Genomic DNA, 15,853 nt, shown 5'->3' on the forward strand with positions numbered 1-15,853 from the left:
CTGCTGATGCCTTTCGGCGCGGAGCAGCGGGGGTGCGAAGGCTTTTGGTTCCCCGTCGCCGGAAAACGGCGCGCAGCGAGCCACTCGACGCGCGAGGTGTGCTCAATCGGGGCACTGGCCATCACCGGAGTTCGTTCGACGCCTATGACGGGAAGGATCGAAGGCATCCTATTGGGCAAGTTCAGGCGTGCAAGGTGCGGCTCAGGGAAGGCCCGCCTCGTAACGGATGGGTGTGCCGTGCCGCGTTGCCTCCGCGGCACGCTTCCACGTCTGGGCGATGAAGTTCAGTTCGGCGGCGTCGGCCACCTTGTGGCGGCCGATGAGCTGCTCGAGGGCATCGAGCCAGCTTCGATAATAGGCTTCGGCATAGGCCGCGGTCCGCGCCTCCGCCATGGGCGCGTCGGTGGCAGCGAGCACGGCCGCGAAGGCCTCGGTCCATTCGCTCCAGGCGAAGAAGCCAGCCTCATTGAGGCTCACCGTGAGGGCGAACGCCTTTGCCTGCCAGGGCTCGAAGAAGGCCGGCTCCCCCTCGTCGACGGGAAGACCAGGTAACGCTTCGGCCGGAGGGTTGAGGATACGTTGCTCAGACATGCTCAAGATAGGGCTCCCAGGCATCGATGGAGACCGTGTCCGACGCTGCCGCATCGTCGCCCCACAAGGTCCGGGCGTCGAAAACGACAGTGTAGAGCCAGTGCGCGACGCCTTCGTCGCCCCTCGCGCTGGCATCGGCGAAGACGTGATAGCCGCGCAACGCCTCGATGCGGCCCACCTTGTCCCGGGCATAGGCCGGAAGCCGGATATGGCCGGGTGGCTGCAGGTTGCGCGTGCGCACCAGATCCCCCGGGTCGAAGCGCGGCTTGACGGGGCCGGGATCACGATCCACCGGCGCGCCGCGGGCGAGGACTGCGGCCACGTCCTGCGCCTTAAGCACGCGCTTGGGCGGCACGGTCTCGAAGAGAGCCTTTCCCTCCGCCAATTCCTCGGGCCGGACCAGCCCGTGCTCCACGAGCAGGCGCTCAACGGCGAGGATCCAGAGCTTGTAGTAGCTCGTCGCATAATACTCGGCCGGCGCCCTGTTCTCGCGCGCCCAGCGGGTCTGGTCGATGCTCCAGTGGCCCATGGCGCCGGCGGCCAGAGTCACCGCCAAGGCGCGCTTCTCCCAGGGCGCGTGAAACAGCGGCTCGTCCTGTTCCAGAATCAAGGGGCCGAAGCCATGGCGCCCGCCGACATCCTGCGGGCCGTTCATGGCTGCGATGCCTTCTGCGCGGTGGGAGCGAGGGCGAGCTCGGTGCCGATCATGGAATTGCGGGTGACCAGGGGCGCCAGCGCCTCCATATCCCACCCCTCGGTGCCTTCCGGGCGCCGGGGCACCACGAGATAACGCATCTCCGAGTTGGAATCCCACACTCGGAGCGACGTGCCCGCTGGCAGGTGAAGGCCGAACTCCGCCAGAACCCCGCGCGGGTCGCTTACGGCCCGGGCCCGATAGGCATGGGACTTGTACCAGACCGGCGGCAGCCCCAGCACGCTCCACGGGTAGCAGGAACATAGGGTGCAGACGACGAGGTTGTGCACCTCCTCGGTATTGAAGACCGCATGCAGGTGCTCGCCCTGCCGGCCGGTATAGCCCATGGAGCCGATGGCCGCTGCACCGTCGCGGGCGAGCCATTCGGCGAAGGCGGGATCGGTCCAGGCGCGGGCCACCACCCGCGCGCCGTTGCGCGGACCCACGCGGGTCTCGTAGGTATCGATGATGGCGTCGAGTGCGTCGGGATCAATCAGGCCCTTCTCGGTCAACACCTTCTCCAGCGCCATCACCCGGGCGGTCATGTCGTCCAGATGGCTGCCGGAGCCGTGATCGTGATCGTGGTCGTGCGACATGGGGGAGCGCTTTCCTTCGCCTGTCCGACGCGTTCAGATTCCCAGATAGGCCCGACGGATCGAATCGTCATTCAGCATGTCCTGTGCCCGCCCTTCCATCGCGATGCGGCCGGACTGGAACACATAGGCCCGCTGCGCGCAGCTCAGCGCCAGGGACACGTTCTGCTCGATCAGGAGCACGGACGTGCCGGCCGCATGAATGTCGATGAAACGCTGGTGCATCTCCTCGACCACCTTGGGCGCGAGACCGAGGCTCGGCTCGTCCAGGATCAGCAGGCGCGGGCGCAGCATCATGCCCCGTCCCACCGCCACCATCTGCTGCTCGCCGCCGGAGAGCGTTCCCGCTAGCTGGCGGAAGCGCTCCTTGAGGCGTGGAAACAAATCGTAGACATGGGCGAGCGTCTCGATGATCTCAGCCTTGGATCCGCGGAGATAGGCGCCGGCTCGCAGATTTTCCTCGACGGTCAGTTTGGGGAAGACATGCCGGCCCTCGGGCACATGGGCGATGCCGAGCTGCGGGATACTGTGCGCTTCGAGGGCACGCAGGTCGGCGCCGGCAAAGACCATGCGCCCCTCGACCTTGGGCACCAGGCCGGACAGCGCCCGCACAAAACTGCTCTTGCCCGCCGTATTGGCGCCGATGATGGCGAGGAACTCGCTCTCGGCCATCTCCAGGCTGATGTCGTCGAGCACCCAAGGACCGCCGTAGGAGACCCGCAGGCCGGTGACGGAGAGAAGGGAAATTGCCTGCGGTGCCATGCTCAGGCCTCCGTCGCGATGTCGGCGTTGCGGTGGCTGGCGGCGAAGCTCGATCCCAGATAGGCCTCGATCACATCGTGGTTGCGCGTCACCTGCGTCGGGCTGCCATCGGCGATCAACCGGCCGAAATTCAGCACCAGCAATCGGTCGCAGAGGCTCATGACCGCCTTCATGTGATGCTCAACCACCATGAAGGTGGTGCCTTCGTCCCTGAGCCCCTTCACTAGGTCGATAATCTCCTCCATCTCGGTGGGGGTGAGGGCCGCCATCACCTCGTCCAGCAGCAGCACTTTCGGCCGGGTGCACAGGGCCCGCGCCACCTCCACCCGGGCGCGCTCGGGCAGGGAAAGTGCACCGGCAGGCTTGTGTGCGATGGCCGTGAGGCCCACCCGCTCCAGCACCCGGTCGGCGGCGCGGCGCGCTTCGCCGAGGCCGACCCGCAGCAGGCCGCCCATCATCACGTTGTCGCGTACCGACAGCTCAGGAAATAGCGCGACGTTCTGGAAGGTCTTGGTCATGCCCGCCCTCGCCACGCGATGGGGCTTGAGGCCGGCGACATCGGCCCCTTCCAGCTCCACCCGGCCCTCGCTCGGCCGGCAGAGGCCGACCAGCAGGTTGAATAGCGTGGTCTTGCCCGCTCCGTTGGGTCCGATCAGCCCGACGATCTCGCCCGCACCGATCTCGAAACTGACGCCGTTGACCGCGACGAGGCCGCCGAAGCGGCGCGTCAGTCCGCTCACCCGCACCCTGGGCCCGTTCATGCCACCCTCCGGAACTTGAGGCCAAGCCGCTCGGCAAGGCGGAACAGCCCCCGGGGCTCGATGAGCACCATCAGCACCAGGAGGCCGCCATAGGCGAATTGCGACAGGCCGGCCGCGGCGCTGCCGAAGGCCGTGTTCACCCCTTCCTCCACCACCACTATGAAGAGCGCCCCGGCCCAGGGGCCGAACACCGCTCCCACCCCGCCAAGAATGGCGATTAGGGCCATCTTCACCGAGATGTTCGCCAGGGAGAAAATGGTGTCCGGGTCGAAGAAGAACTGGAACTGGGCATAGAGCGTGCCCAGAAAAGCGGTGATGACGGCAGAGAGAATGCTCGCCAGGAGCTTCTCCCGATAGGTGTCGATGCCGATGACCTCTGCCGCCTCCTCGTTCTGGCGCAGAGCGCACAATCGGTAGCCGAACGCCGAACGCTTGATCGCCCAGAACAGCCCGGTGACCAGAAGCAGCGCCGCCAGGAACAGGTAGTAATACCAGGTCAGGTCCGCGAACTGCAGATACCAAATGCTGTTTCCCGGACGGTAGGGCACCGAGATGCCGGACGAACCGCCAGTGACCGACGTCCAGCTGTTGGCAATCACCCGCAGGGCCTCGCCCGCGGCGAGGGTCGCGAGGGCGAAATAATGACCGGTGAGCCGCGCCGTCGGCAGGCTGAGCAGGGCGGCAAACAGCCCCGCAAGCCCCATGCCCGACACGGCGCCGATCCACGGCGACACCGCGAAATGGCCCAGGAGCAAGGTGGAGGTGTAGGCGCCGATGCCGAAATAGGCTGCATGCCCTAGCGACACCTGCGCGGCGAGCCCGCCGACGATGTTCCACGCCTGCCCCATGGCCGCGAATAGCAGGACGAGGCACATCACCCGCAGCAGGTAGCCCTGCGGATCGGCGTTCAGCGGCGCCAGCGCAAGCAGCACCAGGCCGGTGGCGGAGAGAAGGATCGAACGCCTGTTCATGCGGCCCTCCGCGATAGGAGGCCCTGCGGACGCAGCGCCAGCACGGCGATGAAGACGACGAAGAGTGCGAAGTTCTGCATCTGGATGGGCAGAAGCAGCGTGGAGAGCGACTGGACAACGCCCACCAACAACCCGCCCAGCACCGCGCCCGCCACATTGCCGAGGCCGCCTAGCACCACGGCGGTGAACATTAGCACTGCGAACTGGGTACCCACCGTCGGGAAGACGCTCATGTAGGGCAGGATCACCGCGCCGCCGAAGGCCGTCAGGCCGACGCCGAGGCCGAAGGCGATGCGATAGACACGCCGGGTGTTGATGCCCATGAGCTGGGCCGCCATGGGATCCTGTGCCGTGGCCCGGATCGCCATGCCGAAGCGCGAGAACTGGACCAAGGCCCAGACCGCGAGTCCGATGAGCGCCGCCATGGCGAAAGCCAGGACCTTGTCGAGCCCCACCAGCACCTTGCCCTGGCCGGGGATTGCCAGCAGTTCCATGCCCATGGTCTGGTAGGGCGTGCTGACGGAGCGGAAATCCGCCCCGAACAGCAGGAGCGCCCCATTCTCCAGCATGAACATGAGGCCCACGGTCAGGAAGATCTGGGACATCTGCGAGGCCCCCTGCACCGGCTGGATCAGCCAGCGCTGGAGCCCCATGCCCAAAACGAAGACGAGCGCGAGCGAGAGGAAGGCGCCGAGCATCGGGTCGAGGCCGAGCCATGACCATGCGAACCACGCGATGAACATGCCGAGCATGAGGAACTCGGCATGGGCGAAGTTCACGATGTGCATGACGCCGAACACCAGGCTGAGCCCGATGGAGACGATTACATAGATGCCGCCTGTCAGCAGGCCGTCTATGCTGAGCTGAAGAAAAGTCACAAAATTCATCATCTGCACCCTGCAAAGCATGCCGAGCGCGAGCGTCCGGCATGACATGGAAGACGGATCAGAACTTCCATACGGGCTGGGCCAGGGCGAATTGCTTGGGGTAGATGGTCACCGGGCTGCCGTCGCGCCACTGGACCATGATCGGCCGGGCATATTCGTTGATGTTCCGGGCGTCGAACCTGACCTTGCCGCCGGTGAACATGGTCGCCAGCCCCTTGTCGAAGGTCATGGTCTGCAGCGCCTTCTGAACCCCGGCGGGCGAGGCGTCGGCGCTCGCCTCCACCGCCATCTGCAGGCAGCCGACAAGTGTGGCGAAGGCCTGCGACTCCCAGGTCATGAAGTGTCCGAAGCGCCTGCGGAACTTCTCGGCGAAAGCGGGAACCTGATCGTGGTTGCACGGCGCGATGGACAGGACGCCCTCGGCATAAGGCCCGAGGCTCTCGACGAAGTTGGGGATCACATAGCCCGCCGCGCCGCCGACGACGGGCAGCTTGAGGCCCTGCTGGCGCATGGAGCGGATGATGAGCAGGCTGTCATTGAGGTAGGATACCGGGAACACCACGTCCGCCGCGGACTGGCGCAGCTCGGTGATGAGCGGGCTCACATCGGTGATGCCGAGCGGATAGGCCGCATCCATCACCACCTTGATCCCGGCCGCCTCGGCCGCCTTCCGCAGGCCGCCCGCTTGGGAACTGCCATAGGCGGTGTCCTCGTACATCAGCGCCACCTTGGACACCGGCGCGCCATTCTCCCTGGCAATATCCAGCGTGTAGTCGAAGGTCGCCCGGCCGATCTCCGAGCCGGTATTGGTGAGGCTGAACAAGGTCTTGAAGCCGCGCGTCATCAGGCTGTCTGCGAATGAGACCGAGAGCAGCGGAATGCCGCGGCGCTCGGTCACCTCGGAGACGGCCATCGTCAGTCCGGAGACGAAGCAGCCCAGCATTGCCGAGAGCTTTTCCTGGGAGATCATGCGCTGCGCCACGGTCGCGGCGTTGGTGGCGTTGGAGGTGGCATCGGCCACGATCAGCTTCACCGGTGCGCCGTTGAGGCCGCCCGCGGCGTTGATCTCGTTCACCGCCAGCTGGATGCCGTCGCGCGAATTGATGCCGAACTGTGCCGCCGCCCCGGACAATGGCATCACCACCCCCAGCGTCACCGGCTCGCGGGCCCAAGCGGTTCGTATCAGCGCTGGCATCGCCAGGAGGGCGCCGCCGGAGGCCAGGACGGCGCGGCGGGTAACGGGAGTCGTCTCTCGCTTGCTGCTCATGTGTGAAATCCCTCTGTTTTGGCTTGTTATGCGAGCGTTGCCGCCCGTGCCGCGCTCCGGCGGGCGGCGACGGCGCCCGTCTCCAGCACTGCCTCGATGGCCAAAGCCGCTCCCAGCAGCTGCTCGTCCTCGCCGCCCGGCGCATTGAGGAGGATGCTCGTGGGCAGGCCGCCGCCGTCGAACCCGTTGGGCAACGCGACGCCACACAGGTCGAGAACATTGCCGAGGGCGGTGAACTGGAGGCTCGTCAGGTTGAGGTCTCGGAACCGATCCGCATCCCTGGCGACGGCTTCGATGCGTGGCGCGGTGATGGGGGTCGTCGGCATCGCGAGGAGACGGCCCGCGAGGCGCTCGCGGATCCTTGGAACGAGCGCAGCCCGCGCCCGCTGGATCGACAGCAGATCGCTGGCCAGCATCGCTTTGCCATCGAGCATGCGGCGCACGATGTTCGGGTCCATGTCGCCGCGATCGGCGCCATCGATCATGGCTTGGTATTCGAGATAGGCTTCCGCCGCCGTCAGAGTGCCGTACCGCGCGATCAGGGTGCGGACCTCGTCCAGCTCGGGCACTGGAAGGACCGACACGGGAGCGCCGGCGCTCCTGAGCAGATCCAGCGATGCGCTGAAATTTCGGGAGACTGCCTCGGCGCAGGCGGCAAGATCGAGATTGGAGGGCACGAGGACGGCGACATCCGCGATCCGAGGTCGCCGCACCGGGCTCGCCAGCGCGCCGCGCAGCGCTATGTCGCCCAGCACGCAGTCGGCCACCGAGCGGGCGAGGATGCCCACCGTGTCGAGAGAGCGGGAGAGGGGCACCACGCCCCGGGTTGAAATGCGCCCCTCACTCGATTTGTAACCCACCACCCCATTGAAGGCGGCCGGCAGGCGGACCGATCCGCCCGTATCGGTACCGATCCCCAGTGCCACCTGGCCGTGGGCCACGGCGGCCGCCGACCCCGACGAGGAGCCGCCGGGCACGTGATCGGGGCCGTGAATGTTGCGCGGCGTGCCGAAGTAGGAATTCAGTCCGAGCCCGGTGTAGGCGAGCTCGCTCATGTTGAGCTTGCCCAGATTGACCACGCCCGCCTCGGCGGCGTTGGCCACGCAGTCGGCATCGTCGGCGACCGGCGCTGTCGGCATGAGCGGAGAGCCCGCGCGGCTAGGCGCGCCGGCAAGGTCGATATTGTCCTTCCAGGCCACGGGGATCCCGTCCAGAAAGCCTAGGGCCCGGCCCTGCGCGATGCGCGCGCCCGCCGCCTGCGCCTCGGCCCGAGCACGGTCCCCGGCAACCCAGACGAAGGTCCGCGCGTCCCCGTCCTCGGCGATCCGCGCCAGCAGTTGCTCCACCAGTGCCTGCGGCGTCACCGCGCCGCACCGGAAAGCAATCGCAATTTCGAGGGCGGAGCCCGTCAGGCCGGTGGGAGGTTGGAGCGTCGCGGACATCCGGGTGTTGCCTAATTGTTATCAATCTGAGTCCATTAGAATCAGCTTAGATTGGCTATACCGGCATGATAAATGCTATGTGTGTCGTCTATTGATATGACGGAGGCATCAATTGAAGTACGAGCTGCGTCACCTCTCGGCCTTCGTCGCGGTGGCGGAGGAACTGAGCTTTCACCGCGCCGCGGAGCGGCTGCATCTGGCCCAGCCGGCGGTCAGCAGAACGGTACGCGAGCTTGAGGAGCGGATCGGCGTCGCCCTGCTGTGGCGTAGTACCCGAGTGGTCCGGCTGACCGAGGCCGGGCGCCAGTTCCTGGTGGATGCAAAGGCGCTGCTCGGCAGCGTGCGCAAGGCCGAGGAGAGGGCGCAGCTGATCGCCTCTGGCACGCTCGCCACCCTTCGCATCGGCTATACCACCATCAACGGCCACACCTTCGTTGCCGACACGGTTCGCGATTATCTGGAGCAGAACCCCCATGTGCGGGTGGAACTGACCTTTCAATCGGCACCCCGCCAGCGCGACATGCTGCTGGAGAATCAGCTTGATTTCGCATTCCTGGAGTACTCCTACCAGAACCCCGCCATCGATTCCCTCGCCGTGGCCCGCCACCGGCTGCATGCTCTCATGCACCCGGACCACCCCTTGGCGGCGCGCGCAGAGCTCACGCTGGCCGATCTGGTGGAGCACCACTTCGTCATCGGCACGCAGGAGGAGTGGCCGACCATGCGGGCGATCATCGCCGCCGCGTTCGACCGGCAGGGACTGACCATGCCCTCAGGCATCGAGGCCAGCAGCCTCACCGGCATACTCGGCTTGGTGACTTCAGGCCTAGCTTACACCATCTTTTGCGGCGTGCCCCGCTTCTGCGGTGGCGAGGAGATCTGCATTCGTTCCCTCGCCGGCGGATCGGAGATGGAAGCGCAATCCTATCTCTCTTGGCGGCGAAATGACCTGACCAAGAAGATGGAGCAGTTCATCGATCTATGCCGCACCAAAAGCGATCGGAACGAGACGTCTAATTCGTGAGGGTCAATCCACTACGACATCGTCGAGACCGGACACTAGGTCTCCGAATTATAAAGTGCATCCAGATCTGCTGCGGCGAGTTTGACGGCGGCGAAGAAGTTTGTGGCGAGCTTTTCGTATCGTGTTTCGACGGCGCGATAGTATTTGAGCTTTGAGAAGAAGCGCTCGATGAGGTTGCGCTGGCGATAGAGCCACGGGCTGAAGGCAAGCGTTCGCTTGCGGCCCTTCATCGGCCCGACGTTGGCGAAGGGCCCGCGGTCGCTGAGTGTTGATTTCCGGCGAGAAGTGACCCTGGATTTCCACTGACAAGTGACCCAGGCTCATGGTGGTCTTCGGTTCAGGTGGCGGTCAAGTTTCGGGGCTTCTCCCTGGTGGGTTTGGGTGGCTTTGCCGAGCTGCTCTTGAAGTGGAAGCTGTCGTTGCCGGTCTCGAGGATATGACAGTGGTGGGTGAGGCGGTCGAGTAGTGCCGTGGTCATCTTCGCGTCGCCGAAGACTGTGGGCCATTCGGAGAAGCTGAGATTGGTGGTGATGACCACGCTGGTGCCCTCATAGAGCTTGCTGATCAGGTGGAACAGTAAAGCGCCGCCTGAGGCGCTGAACAGCAGGTAGCGGAGCTCATCTAGAATGACGAGATCGGCGTGGACGAGCCGCCCCGCGATCTGACCGGCTTTGCCCTGGGCCTTCTCCTGTTCGAGGGCGTTGACGAGCTTGACGGTGGAGAAGAAGCGGACCCGCCTGTGATGATGCTCGATGGCGAGGACGCCAAGAGCCGTGGCAATATGGGTCTTGCCGGTGCCGGGACCGCCGATTAGGACGGCTTTGTGCGCGTCGTCGAGGAACTCGCAGCGGTGGAGCTGGCGCGCGAGCGCCTTGTTGACCTCGCTGCTGGCGAAGTCGAAGCCGGCGAGGTCGCGATAGGCCGGGAAGCGCGCGGCCTTGATCTGGTAGGCGGTCGATGGCACCTCCCGCTCGGCTGTCTCTGCCTTCAGGAATTGCGAGAGGATCGGCATGGCAGTCTCGAAGGCAGGAGAAACGCGCGGGAGATGCGGTCCAATCGCGCGCGGTGGCGAAGACCTTCTCAAAAACCATTTTAGCTGCTGAGTTTGAAGCCCGCGAAAATTAAATAAATATTTGATTTTTAATTGGGATTTTTGAGATACGAACTGCCGTCCCCAAAATCGTAAGTGGTGGGCTTCTCGCGCACGAGCCGTGTTGCAAGATGGGCAGCCAGAGCCGCGCGAACCGGAATTGAGCATCGATCACGCAGCGTGCGATCCGGCACGTGAGCTTCTTGTCGCCTTTGCGTTCAACCAAGTGTGAAGCGGGATAGATATGGCGGACATACCGGTACACAAGGAGCCGCGGCATGTGAGCCGCGACGAGCTGTTCGCGCTGGTCTGGCAAAGACCGATGAGCCGTTTAGCGGAGGAGTTCGGGATCAGCGGAAATGGGCTTGCCAAGATCTGCGACAGAATGGACGTGCCTTATCCACCGCGCGGCTATTGGGCCAAAAGGGAGGTAGGCAAGCCGGTGGTTGCATTCAAGCTGCCGCCCCGCAGGGACGGAATTCCGCAGGTGACGGATATCTACCCCACGCCCGCCAAGCCAGCGCCGTTACAGGAAGCTGAGAGGTCGGCGACGGCTGCCGCTGCGAAGGTAGAAGCCATTGGAGTGCCGGATGGCCTGGATGACCTTCATCCACGCGTGAAGGCGTGGCTTGCGGAGCACAAGAAGCAGCAGAAGGAATGCGAGCAAGAGAGCAGACGGCGAAGGCACGAAAGTTGGTGGACACCTCGACTGCTTCCCGACCTAACCATACGTGACCTATACCGTTTCCGGGTCACGAGCGCGATTTTCACGGGCGTCGAGAAAGCCGGAGGCAGGATTGAGCAGTCCCCGATGACAGGAAAGGTGACCTTCAAAATTGCGAGCCACCTCGTTGAATGCTCGATCGTGGAGAAGCTGGTGAAGTCGCTTAAGCCGCGCGATGAGACGCGGACGTGGACAGCCTATCCCGACCACCATCAATCGGGCCTCGGCTCGTCAGGCTTCCTGCGCGTGTCGATCACCACCTACCTGGATGGCCGGCAGCCTCAATGGATCGAAAGCCAGAAGACAAAGATTGGCGACCTGCTGCCGGAGATCGTCGGTACCATCATGGCTGCGGGACCGATCCTAGATCAGCAGAAGCGCGAGCGCGAGGAGCGTGAGAAGCGGCATCGGGAAGAAGAGGCCCGGCGCTACGAGGCCAGGCGTCTCAGGGAAATCGATGACAAACGCTGGAACAAGCTCCGCGAGCTTGCAGCGGATTTGGAGCAGCGCGATAGGTTGCTTGTGCTTCTGGCAGAAGTGGAGAAGCGCGCCTTCGATGAAGGCGACGTCAGCGTCGGGGATCGCAATTTGAGCGATTGGATCGCATGGGCGAAAGAACGGGCCGAGGCGCTCGATCCGCTCCGCCGGGGCGCGGCGGGGATGTTCAATGAGATTGCAAGAATTACGCAATGGTCGTGAGGAGGCACGCCGCTAGGCAGCCGATCTCGCGCAGCTGATCTCTCGCATCTCCGGCGCGGATTTCTGAGGGACACGGTCGGTGAGCGGCTCGGGTGGCAGCCGACCTGTCCCATTCCGTCCACCATGTTCGAGCGTCCGGGGTCGATGCCATCCCCGGTGCAGAAGCTTTCCTGCGAAAAAAAAGAGGCAGCCCGTCAGCATAATTGGAGATGGCCACCAGGGCGAGGAGCCCCATGGAGGGCCCCCACCGGCAGGGGGGCGCAGGATGCTCTGGGGAAGAGCACCGACTCATGCAACGAGATGCTCGCTTTGGTCCGGTTCCGGATCCTCATCACCGGCGACCCTCTGGAGAAACCGGGCCAATGCCGCTTTCCGGGAGCCGCGATCCAGCGCATAGGCAGTCTGCTTGAACTCAACTCCGTCGAGCAGCCCCTGAATGTAGCCGGAGATCGTATCGGCTGCCATGATCAGGGCGGTGTCGAGCGTGTGGATGTAGTTGCTCGTGACCGATCCCTTCGCATGGCCGACCAGGGCGGCAATGGTGACCTCGGTGAAGCCGAGATCGTTCGCGACGCTGGCGAAGCTGTGGCGCAGGATATGAGGGGTGACGTCGGCCAGTGACGAGGCCGCGAAGATCTTCCTCCAGTGATTGGGAAAGCTGCCGAACGCATTCTCGCCGCCCCGGCCGGGGAAGACGTAATCGCCGACCGCCTCTTTCCGGCGCTTCTCCAGATATTCCACCACGGGCAGCCCGATGGGGCGGATGGAGCTTCCCTCCTTGCTGTCGATCAGCCGGAGGCAGCTCGAATCCGTATCGGCTTCCGCCCATCGCAGCGTGACCATCTCCATGCGGCGGCATCCGGTGAGCGCGATCTGGCGGATGACCTCGACCGACATCTGGTAGTTCTCATTCTCGGCCGCCGTCTTGAGAAGGTCACCGAGGACGCGATATTCGGCTTCGCTCAGCCGCCGCGCGCGCACGTTGTCCTTCGGCCGCCGCACGCCATGTGCTGGGTTCGTTTCGATGATCCCGGCTTCGACCGCATAGGTGAGGATGCCGCCGAGCAGGCCGATTGTCCGCGTAGCTGTGCCGGCCCCGCCTCTCACGATGGACTTGCCGCGCAGGTTCTTCGTCATGACGGTGACACGCGTCTTCCCTGCCATGATGTCCTTCATGGCCCTCGTGATGTCGGCTTTCATCAGGTCCCTGACGCGACGCGTGCCGAGGAGGGGAACGATATGACGGTGGATGCGGCCGAGATCGGAGGCGATCGTGCCCGGCTTCTTGGGGCGGCCACCCTTTCCGAGGATGAGACCCGCTTGCAGATCGGCGAGGTAGAGGTCACAGAGTTCCTTGACCGTGAGCGCCTTGCGATCGAGCAGCCGTTCTTCGGCCGGGTCGTCGCCTTGCGCGATGCGGCCCAATTGGGCTTTAGCTTCCTGGCGCGCGCGTTCCGGTGTCCACACCCCATGCAGTCCGATCGTGAACCGGCGCGATCGGCCAGCCGACCGATACTGAAGGACGTAGCTTCGCTTGCCGGACTTGAACACGCGCAGGCCAAAGCCAGGGAGCTCGTCGTCCCAGATCACGTAATCCTTGGCGCCAGATTCCGCGGCATCGACGGCCCTTTTTGTGAGCTTAGCCATGGTGCTTCTCCAGTCCGATCGCCTGATCTCGCGTAAGCACCACGTAAGCAGAAGGGCGAAAATCGTGGCGGAGAAAAGGATAGTCGCGGCTGGGGTGGGTTTCAAATTCTTTATTATTCGCAGTATGATAGCGCATTATTTGGCGCTCCTTCGCAATTTCGACGGAGCTACCAGTAATCCCTCCGAAGGCGAAGGCCACACGTTCGAATCGTGTCGGGTGCGCCATTTCAGAACAGAAATTGCTTCGGCAATTGCGCGGAAGTCGCGCTTTTCCATCCTGTCGCTGGAAGCCCATTGACCGCCCTGGCAAGATGGGGGCGCGGCTCGCGCCGGCATCCGAATCTCGTCTTCTCCAAAATTCGACGGTCTATGAGACGCTCGGCTCGCCGAGCCTGCTTCCACGGCGGCCTCTGAAGAGCACGGAAGTCGGCAGACGCCCGATGCCTCCCCGCCTCTCAAGAAACGTCATTCACAAGCACCAGGTCCGCCCCCGCCTCTCGTCACTTCGAGCTGCTGTCCCTTCAACTCGCGACCACCTCTCCCTCCTTGGTGGGTGATATGAACGCTCTTCGCTACGCACGCGTGGTGCGAAGCAGGCATTGTATCACCGTCCTCAATGACGGGAGCACCAGCAACTGGGCTGCTACCACGCTTTCAACGGGAACTGATGTTCCGGATTTTGGCGAGCCCCCAATGACCTGGAAGCCTGGGTGGCTGTCCTCACTGCAGAGGCAAAAGATAACCCGAAGCGGACACTCGGAACGTCGGCTTTGGAGTCATGACGTGTGGGCGGCACGGCACAGCGAAACTGGCTCGTTAGCGACGGTAGAAGCGTCCGCTTCAAGGCAGGGGCAAGAAGTCGGTCCGCGACCTCCTTTAGCGCGTGGCAAGGCCACGCATCTGATTGATGTGGTTGAAGAAACGTTCGATGTGGTCCTCTGGCGATAGAGCCACGGACTGAAGGCGAAGGTGCGCTTGCGGATGACACGTGGCGGCACCTTGGCAAAGGTGCTGCGCTCCGCCATCTCGGCGCGGATGGCGTCGGTGTCGTAGGCCTTGTCGGCGAGAAGGATGCCGCCCGGTGGGAAGCGGGCCAGCAACTCCCGCCCTGCGGGTGCATCGCCCGCCTGTCCGGCGGTCAGGGCGAGATGGATGGGCCTGCCTTCAGCATCGCCCAGGGCATGGATCTTGGTGGTCAGGCCGCCCTGGGAGCGTCCCATGCAACGATCGTCGGTGCCGTCCTGGCCCCCTTTTTGACCGCGGCGCCGTGCTGGTGCACCCGAACACAGGAACTGTCGATCACGACGATGTTGCCGTCATAGGCGGCCGAGACCGCCTCCAGCGGCCGGCCCAGACTCCGGCCGCCCGCCAGCGCACGAAAAGGTTGTAGAAGGTTGTGCGCGGTCCATAGCGTTCTGGCACGTCCCGCATGCGCAAATTTATGAGGCCGCGGCCTAGTGCCAGCGCCCCTACATCTTCTTCACAAGCGGGCATTCGCTTTCGGCGAGCGGGCGGAAGGCCCGGTCGCCGGGCACGGTCGCCGTGAGCTTGTAATAGTCCCACGGCGCCTTGGACTCCGCCGGCGTCTTCACCTGGAACAGGTACATGTCGCGGATGACGCGGCCGTCCTCGCGCACCTTGCCATCCTTGGTCATGAAATCATTGACCGGCGTGTCCTTCATCTTCGCCATCACCACGCTGGCGGCATCCGTCTTCGCCGCCTTAACGGCCTTCAGGTAGTGGGTCACGGCGCCGTAGACACCCGCCTGGTAGAAGGTGGGCATGGCCTTGCGCTTCTCGTAGAAGCGCTTGGCGAAGGCGCGGGTGCCGTCATTCATGTCCCAGTAGAAGGGAGCGGTGAGGCGGATGCCCTGCGTGGCCTTGAGGCCGAGGGCGTGCACCTCCGTATCGGCGAGGAGCAGGGCCGCAATAGTCTTGCCCGATTCCGTAAGGCCGAACTCCGCGGCCTGCTTGATGGCATTCTGCGTATCGAGGCCGGCGGTCGCGAGGGCGACGACCTCTGCCTTGGAGCTCTGGGCCTGCAGCAGGAAGGATGAGAAATCCGGCGCATTGGCCGGCATCCGCACTGAGCCATAGACCTTGCCGCCCGCCGTCTGGACCACCGCGCCGGTGTCACGCTCCAGCGCATGGCCGAAGGCATAGTCGGAGGTCAGGAAGAACCAGTTCTTCAGGCCGGAGGCCACCACCGCATCCCCGGTCACATGGGCGAGGGCGTAGGTGTCATAGGTCCAGTGGATGCCGTTCGGCGAGCAGGCCTTGCCGGTCAGGTCCGAGGAGGCGGGCGAGGAGAAGATGGCGATGCGGTCCTTCTCCCGCGTGATCTGCTGCACGGCCAACGCCACGGCGGAATTGGGCACGTCCATGATGGTGTCGACGCCGTCCACCTCGTACCATTTGCGTGCCGTCGCGGCGCCGATGTCGGCCTTGTTCTGGTGATCGGCGGAGATGATCTCCACCTTCGCGCCCTCGATGGGGCCGAAGTCCGCCACCGCCATTTCCGCTGCAAGGATGGAGCCGGCGCCGGTGGAGTCGGACAGCTGGCCGGACAGGTCCGTCAGGATGCCGATCTTCACCGTGCCGTCCGAATAGGACTGGGCCCGGGCGCCGGCGAGCGGTAGGGCGATGGCCACCGCACATGCGGCCGCCAGCATCGTCTTTTTCATAGTTGTCCTCCCTCTTG

At 64.4% G+C, this 15,853-nt stretch carries 15 protein-coding genes and 2 pseudogenes; 3 read left to right on the forward strand and 14 right to left on the reverse strand.

Annotated features, from left to right (window positions below):
• Positions 1–201: 201 nt before the first annotated feature.
• The 9 genes from EZH22_RS12170 to EZH22_RS12210 are packed head-to-tail and all read right to left on the reverse strand — an operon-like array spanning position 202 to position 7,968.
• Positions 202–591: a nitrile hydratase accessory protein gene (locus EZH22_RS12170; protein WP_203195865.1), complete on the reverse strand. Its 390-nt coding sequence runs from the start codon at positions 589–591 to the stop codon at positions 202–204.
• Positions 584–1,246, reverse strand: a complete 663-nt coding sequence (nthB, locus tag EZH22_RS12175) for a nitrile hydratase subunit beta (RefSeq protein WP_203195866.1) — start codon at positions 1,244–1,246, stop codon at positions 584–586. Before nthB ends, EZH22_RS12170 begins: the two co-directional genes overlap by 8 nt.
• Complete coding sequence (nthA, locus tag EZH22_RS12180; RefSeq protein WP_203195867.1) at positions 1,243–1,881, reverse strand: nitrile hydratase subunit alpha; 639 nt, start codon at positions 1,879–1,881, stop codon at positions 1,243–1,245. The genes nthB and nthA overlap by 4 nt, the downstream gene beginning before the upstream one ends.
• A gap of 33 nt (positions 1,882–1,914) precedes the next feature.
• The gene (locus tag EZH22_RS12185; RefSeq protein WP_203195868.1) at positions 1,915–2,640 is read right to left on the reverse strand and encodes an ABC transporter ATP-binding protein; all 726 of its coding nucleotides are present in this window, start codon (positions 2,638–2,640) and stop codon (positions 1,915–1,917) included.
• 2 nt (positions 2,641–2,642) lie between these two features.
• Positions 2,643–3,401: an ABC transporter ATP-binding protein gene (locus EZH22_RS12190; RefSeq protein ID WP_203195869.1), complete on the reverse strand. Its 759-nt coding sequence runs from the start codon at positions 3,399–3,401 to the stop codon at positions 2,643–2,645.
• Positions 3,398–4,372 carry a branched-chain amino acid ABC transporter permease gene (locus tag EZH22_RS12195; protein ID WP_203195870.1) on the reverse strand — a complete coding sequence of 325 codons (975 nt, stop codon included), beginning with the start codon at positions 4,370–4,372 and terminating at the stop codon, positions 3,398–3,400. Before EZH22_RS12195 ends, EZH22_RS12190 begins: the two co-directional genes overlap by 4 nt.
• The gene (locus tag EZH22_RS12200; RefSeq protein ID WP_231711442.1) at positions 4,369–5,262 is read right to left on the reverse strand and encodes a branched-chain amino acid ABC transporter permease; all 894 of its coding nucleotides are present in this window, start codon (positions 5,260–5,262) and stop codon (positions 4,369–4,371) included. The genes EZH22_RS12195 and EZH22_RS12200 overlap by 4 nt, the downstream gene beginning before the upstream one ends.
• Positions 5,263–5,317: 55 nt before the next feature.
• Positions 5,318–6,526: an ABC transporter substrate-binding protein gene (locus EZH22_RS12205; protein WP_203195871.1), complete on the reverse strand. Its 1,209-nt coding sequence runs from the start codon at positions 6,524–6,526 to the stop codon at positions 5,318–5,320.
• A 26-nt stretch (positions 6,527–6,552) separates the two neighbouring features.
• Complete coding sequence (locus tag EZH22_RS12210) at positions 6,553–7,968, reverse strand: amidase family protein (protein ID WP_203195872.1); 1,416 nt, start codon at positions 7,966–7,968, stop codon at positions 6,553–6,555.
• A 112-nt stretch (positions 7,969–8,080) separates the two neighbouring features.
• Here EZH22_RS12210 and EZH22_RS12215 point away from each other — a divergent pair, with 112 nt between their 5' ends.
• A complete protein-coding gene (locus EZH22_RS12215) occupies positions 8,081–8,992 on the forward strand; it encodes a LysR family transcriptional regulator (protein ID WP_203195873.1) in 912 nt (303 codons plus the stop codon).
• Between the two features lie 35 nt (positions 8,993–9,027).
• On the opposite strand, the pseudogene EZH22_RS12220 reads toward EZH22_RS12215, so the two are convergent.
• A pseudogene (locus EZH22_RS12220) lies at positions 9,028–9,183 on the reverse strand (transposase); the annotation flags it as partial.
• A gap of 146 nt (positions 9,184–9,329) precedes the next feature.
• Positions 9,330–10,076, reverse strand: a complete 747-nt coding sequence (gene istB, locus EZH22_RS12225; protein WP_269902918.1) for an IS21-like element helper ATPase IstB — start codon at positions 10,074–10,076, stop codon at positions 9,330–9,332.
• 286 nt (positions 10,077–10,362) lie between these two features.
• Here istB and EZH22_RS12230 point away from each other — a divergent pair, with 286 nt between their 5' ends.
• Positions 10,363–11,505 (forward strand): hypothetical protein, encoded by a 1,143-nt coding sequence (locus tag EZH22_RS12230; RefSeq protein WP_231711443.1) that lies wholly within the window; start codon positions 10,363–10,365, stop codon positions 11,503–11,505.
• A gap of 288 nt (positions 11,506–11,793) precedes the next feature.
• Here EZH22_RS12230 and EZH22_RS12235 read toward each other — a convergent pair whose 3' ends face one another.
• A complete protein-coding gene (locus EZH22_RS12235) occupies positions 11,794–13,152 on the reverse strand; it encodes a tyrosine-type recombinase/integrase (protein ID WP_203195877.1) in 1,359 nt (452 codons plus the stop codon).
• On the opposite strand from EZH22_RS12235, the gene EZH22_RS12240 reads away from it, so the two are divergent.
• Positions 13,151–13,450 carry a hypothetical protein gene (locus tag EZH22_RS12240; protein ID WP_203195878.1) on the forward strand — a complete coding sequence of 100 codons (300 nt, stop codon included), beginning with the start codon at positions 13,151–13,153 and terminating at the stop codon, positions 13,448–13,450. The two genes, EZH22_RS12235 and EZH22_RS12240, sit on opposite strands and share 2 nt — an antisense overlap.
• 581 nt (positions 13,451–14,031) lie before the next feature.
• Here the strand turns inward: EZH22_RS12240 and EZH22_RS31760 are convergent.
• Positions 14,032–14,577 (reverse strand): annotated as a pseudogene (locus EZH22_RS31760) (IS5 family transposase); the annotation flags it as partial.
• A 44-nt stretch (positions 14,578–14,621) separates the two neighbouring features.
• Positions 14,622–15,836 carry an ABC transporter substrate-binding protein gene (locus EZH22_RS12250; protein ID WP_203195880.1) on the reverse strand — a complete coding sequence of 405 codons (1,215 nt, stop codon included), beginning with the start codon at positions 15,834–15,836 and terminating at the stop codon, positions 14,622–14,624.
• Positions 15,837–15,853: the final 17 nt, after the last annotated feature.

Origin of the sequence: Xanthobacter dioxanivorans, from assembly GCF_016807805.1 — a bacterium.
Lineage (GTDB): Bacteria > Pseudomonadota > Alphaproteobacteria > Rhizobiales > Xanthobacteraceae > Xanthobacter > Xanthobacter dioxanivorans.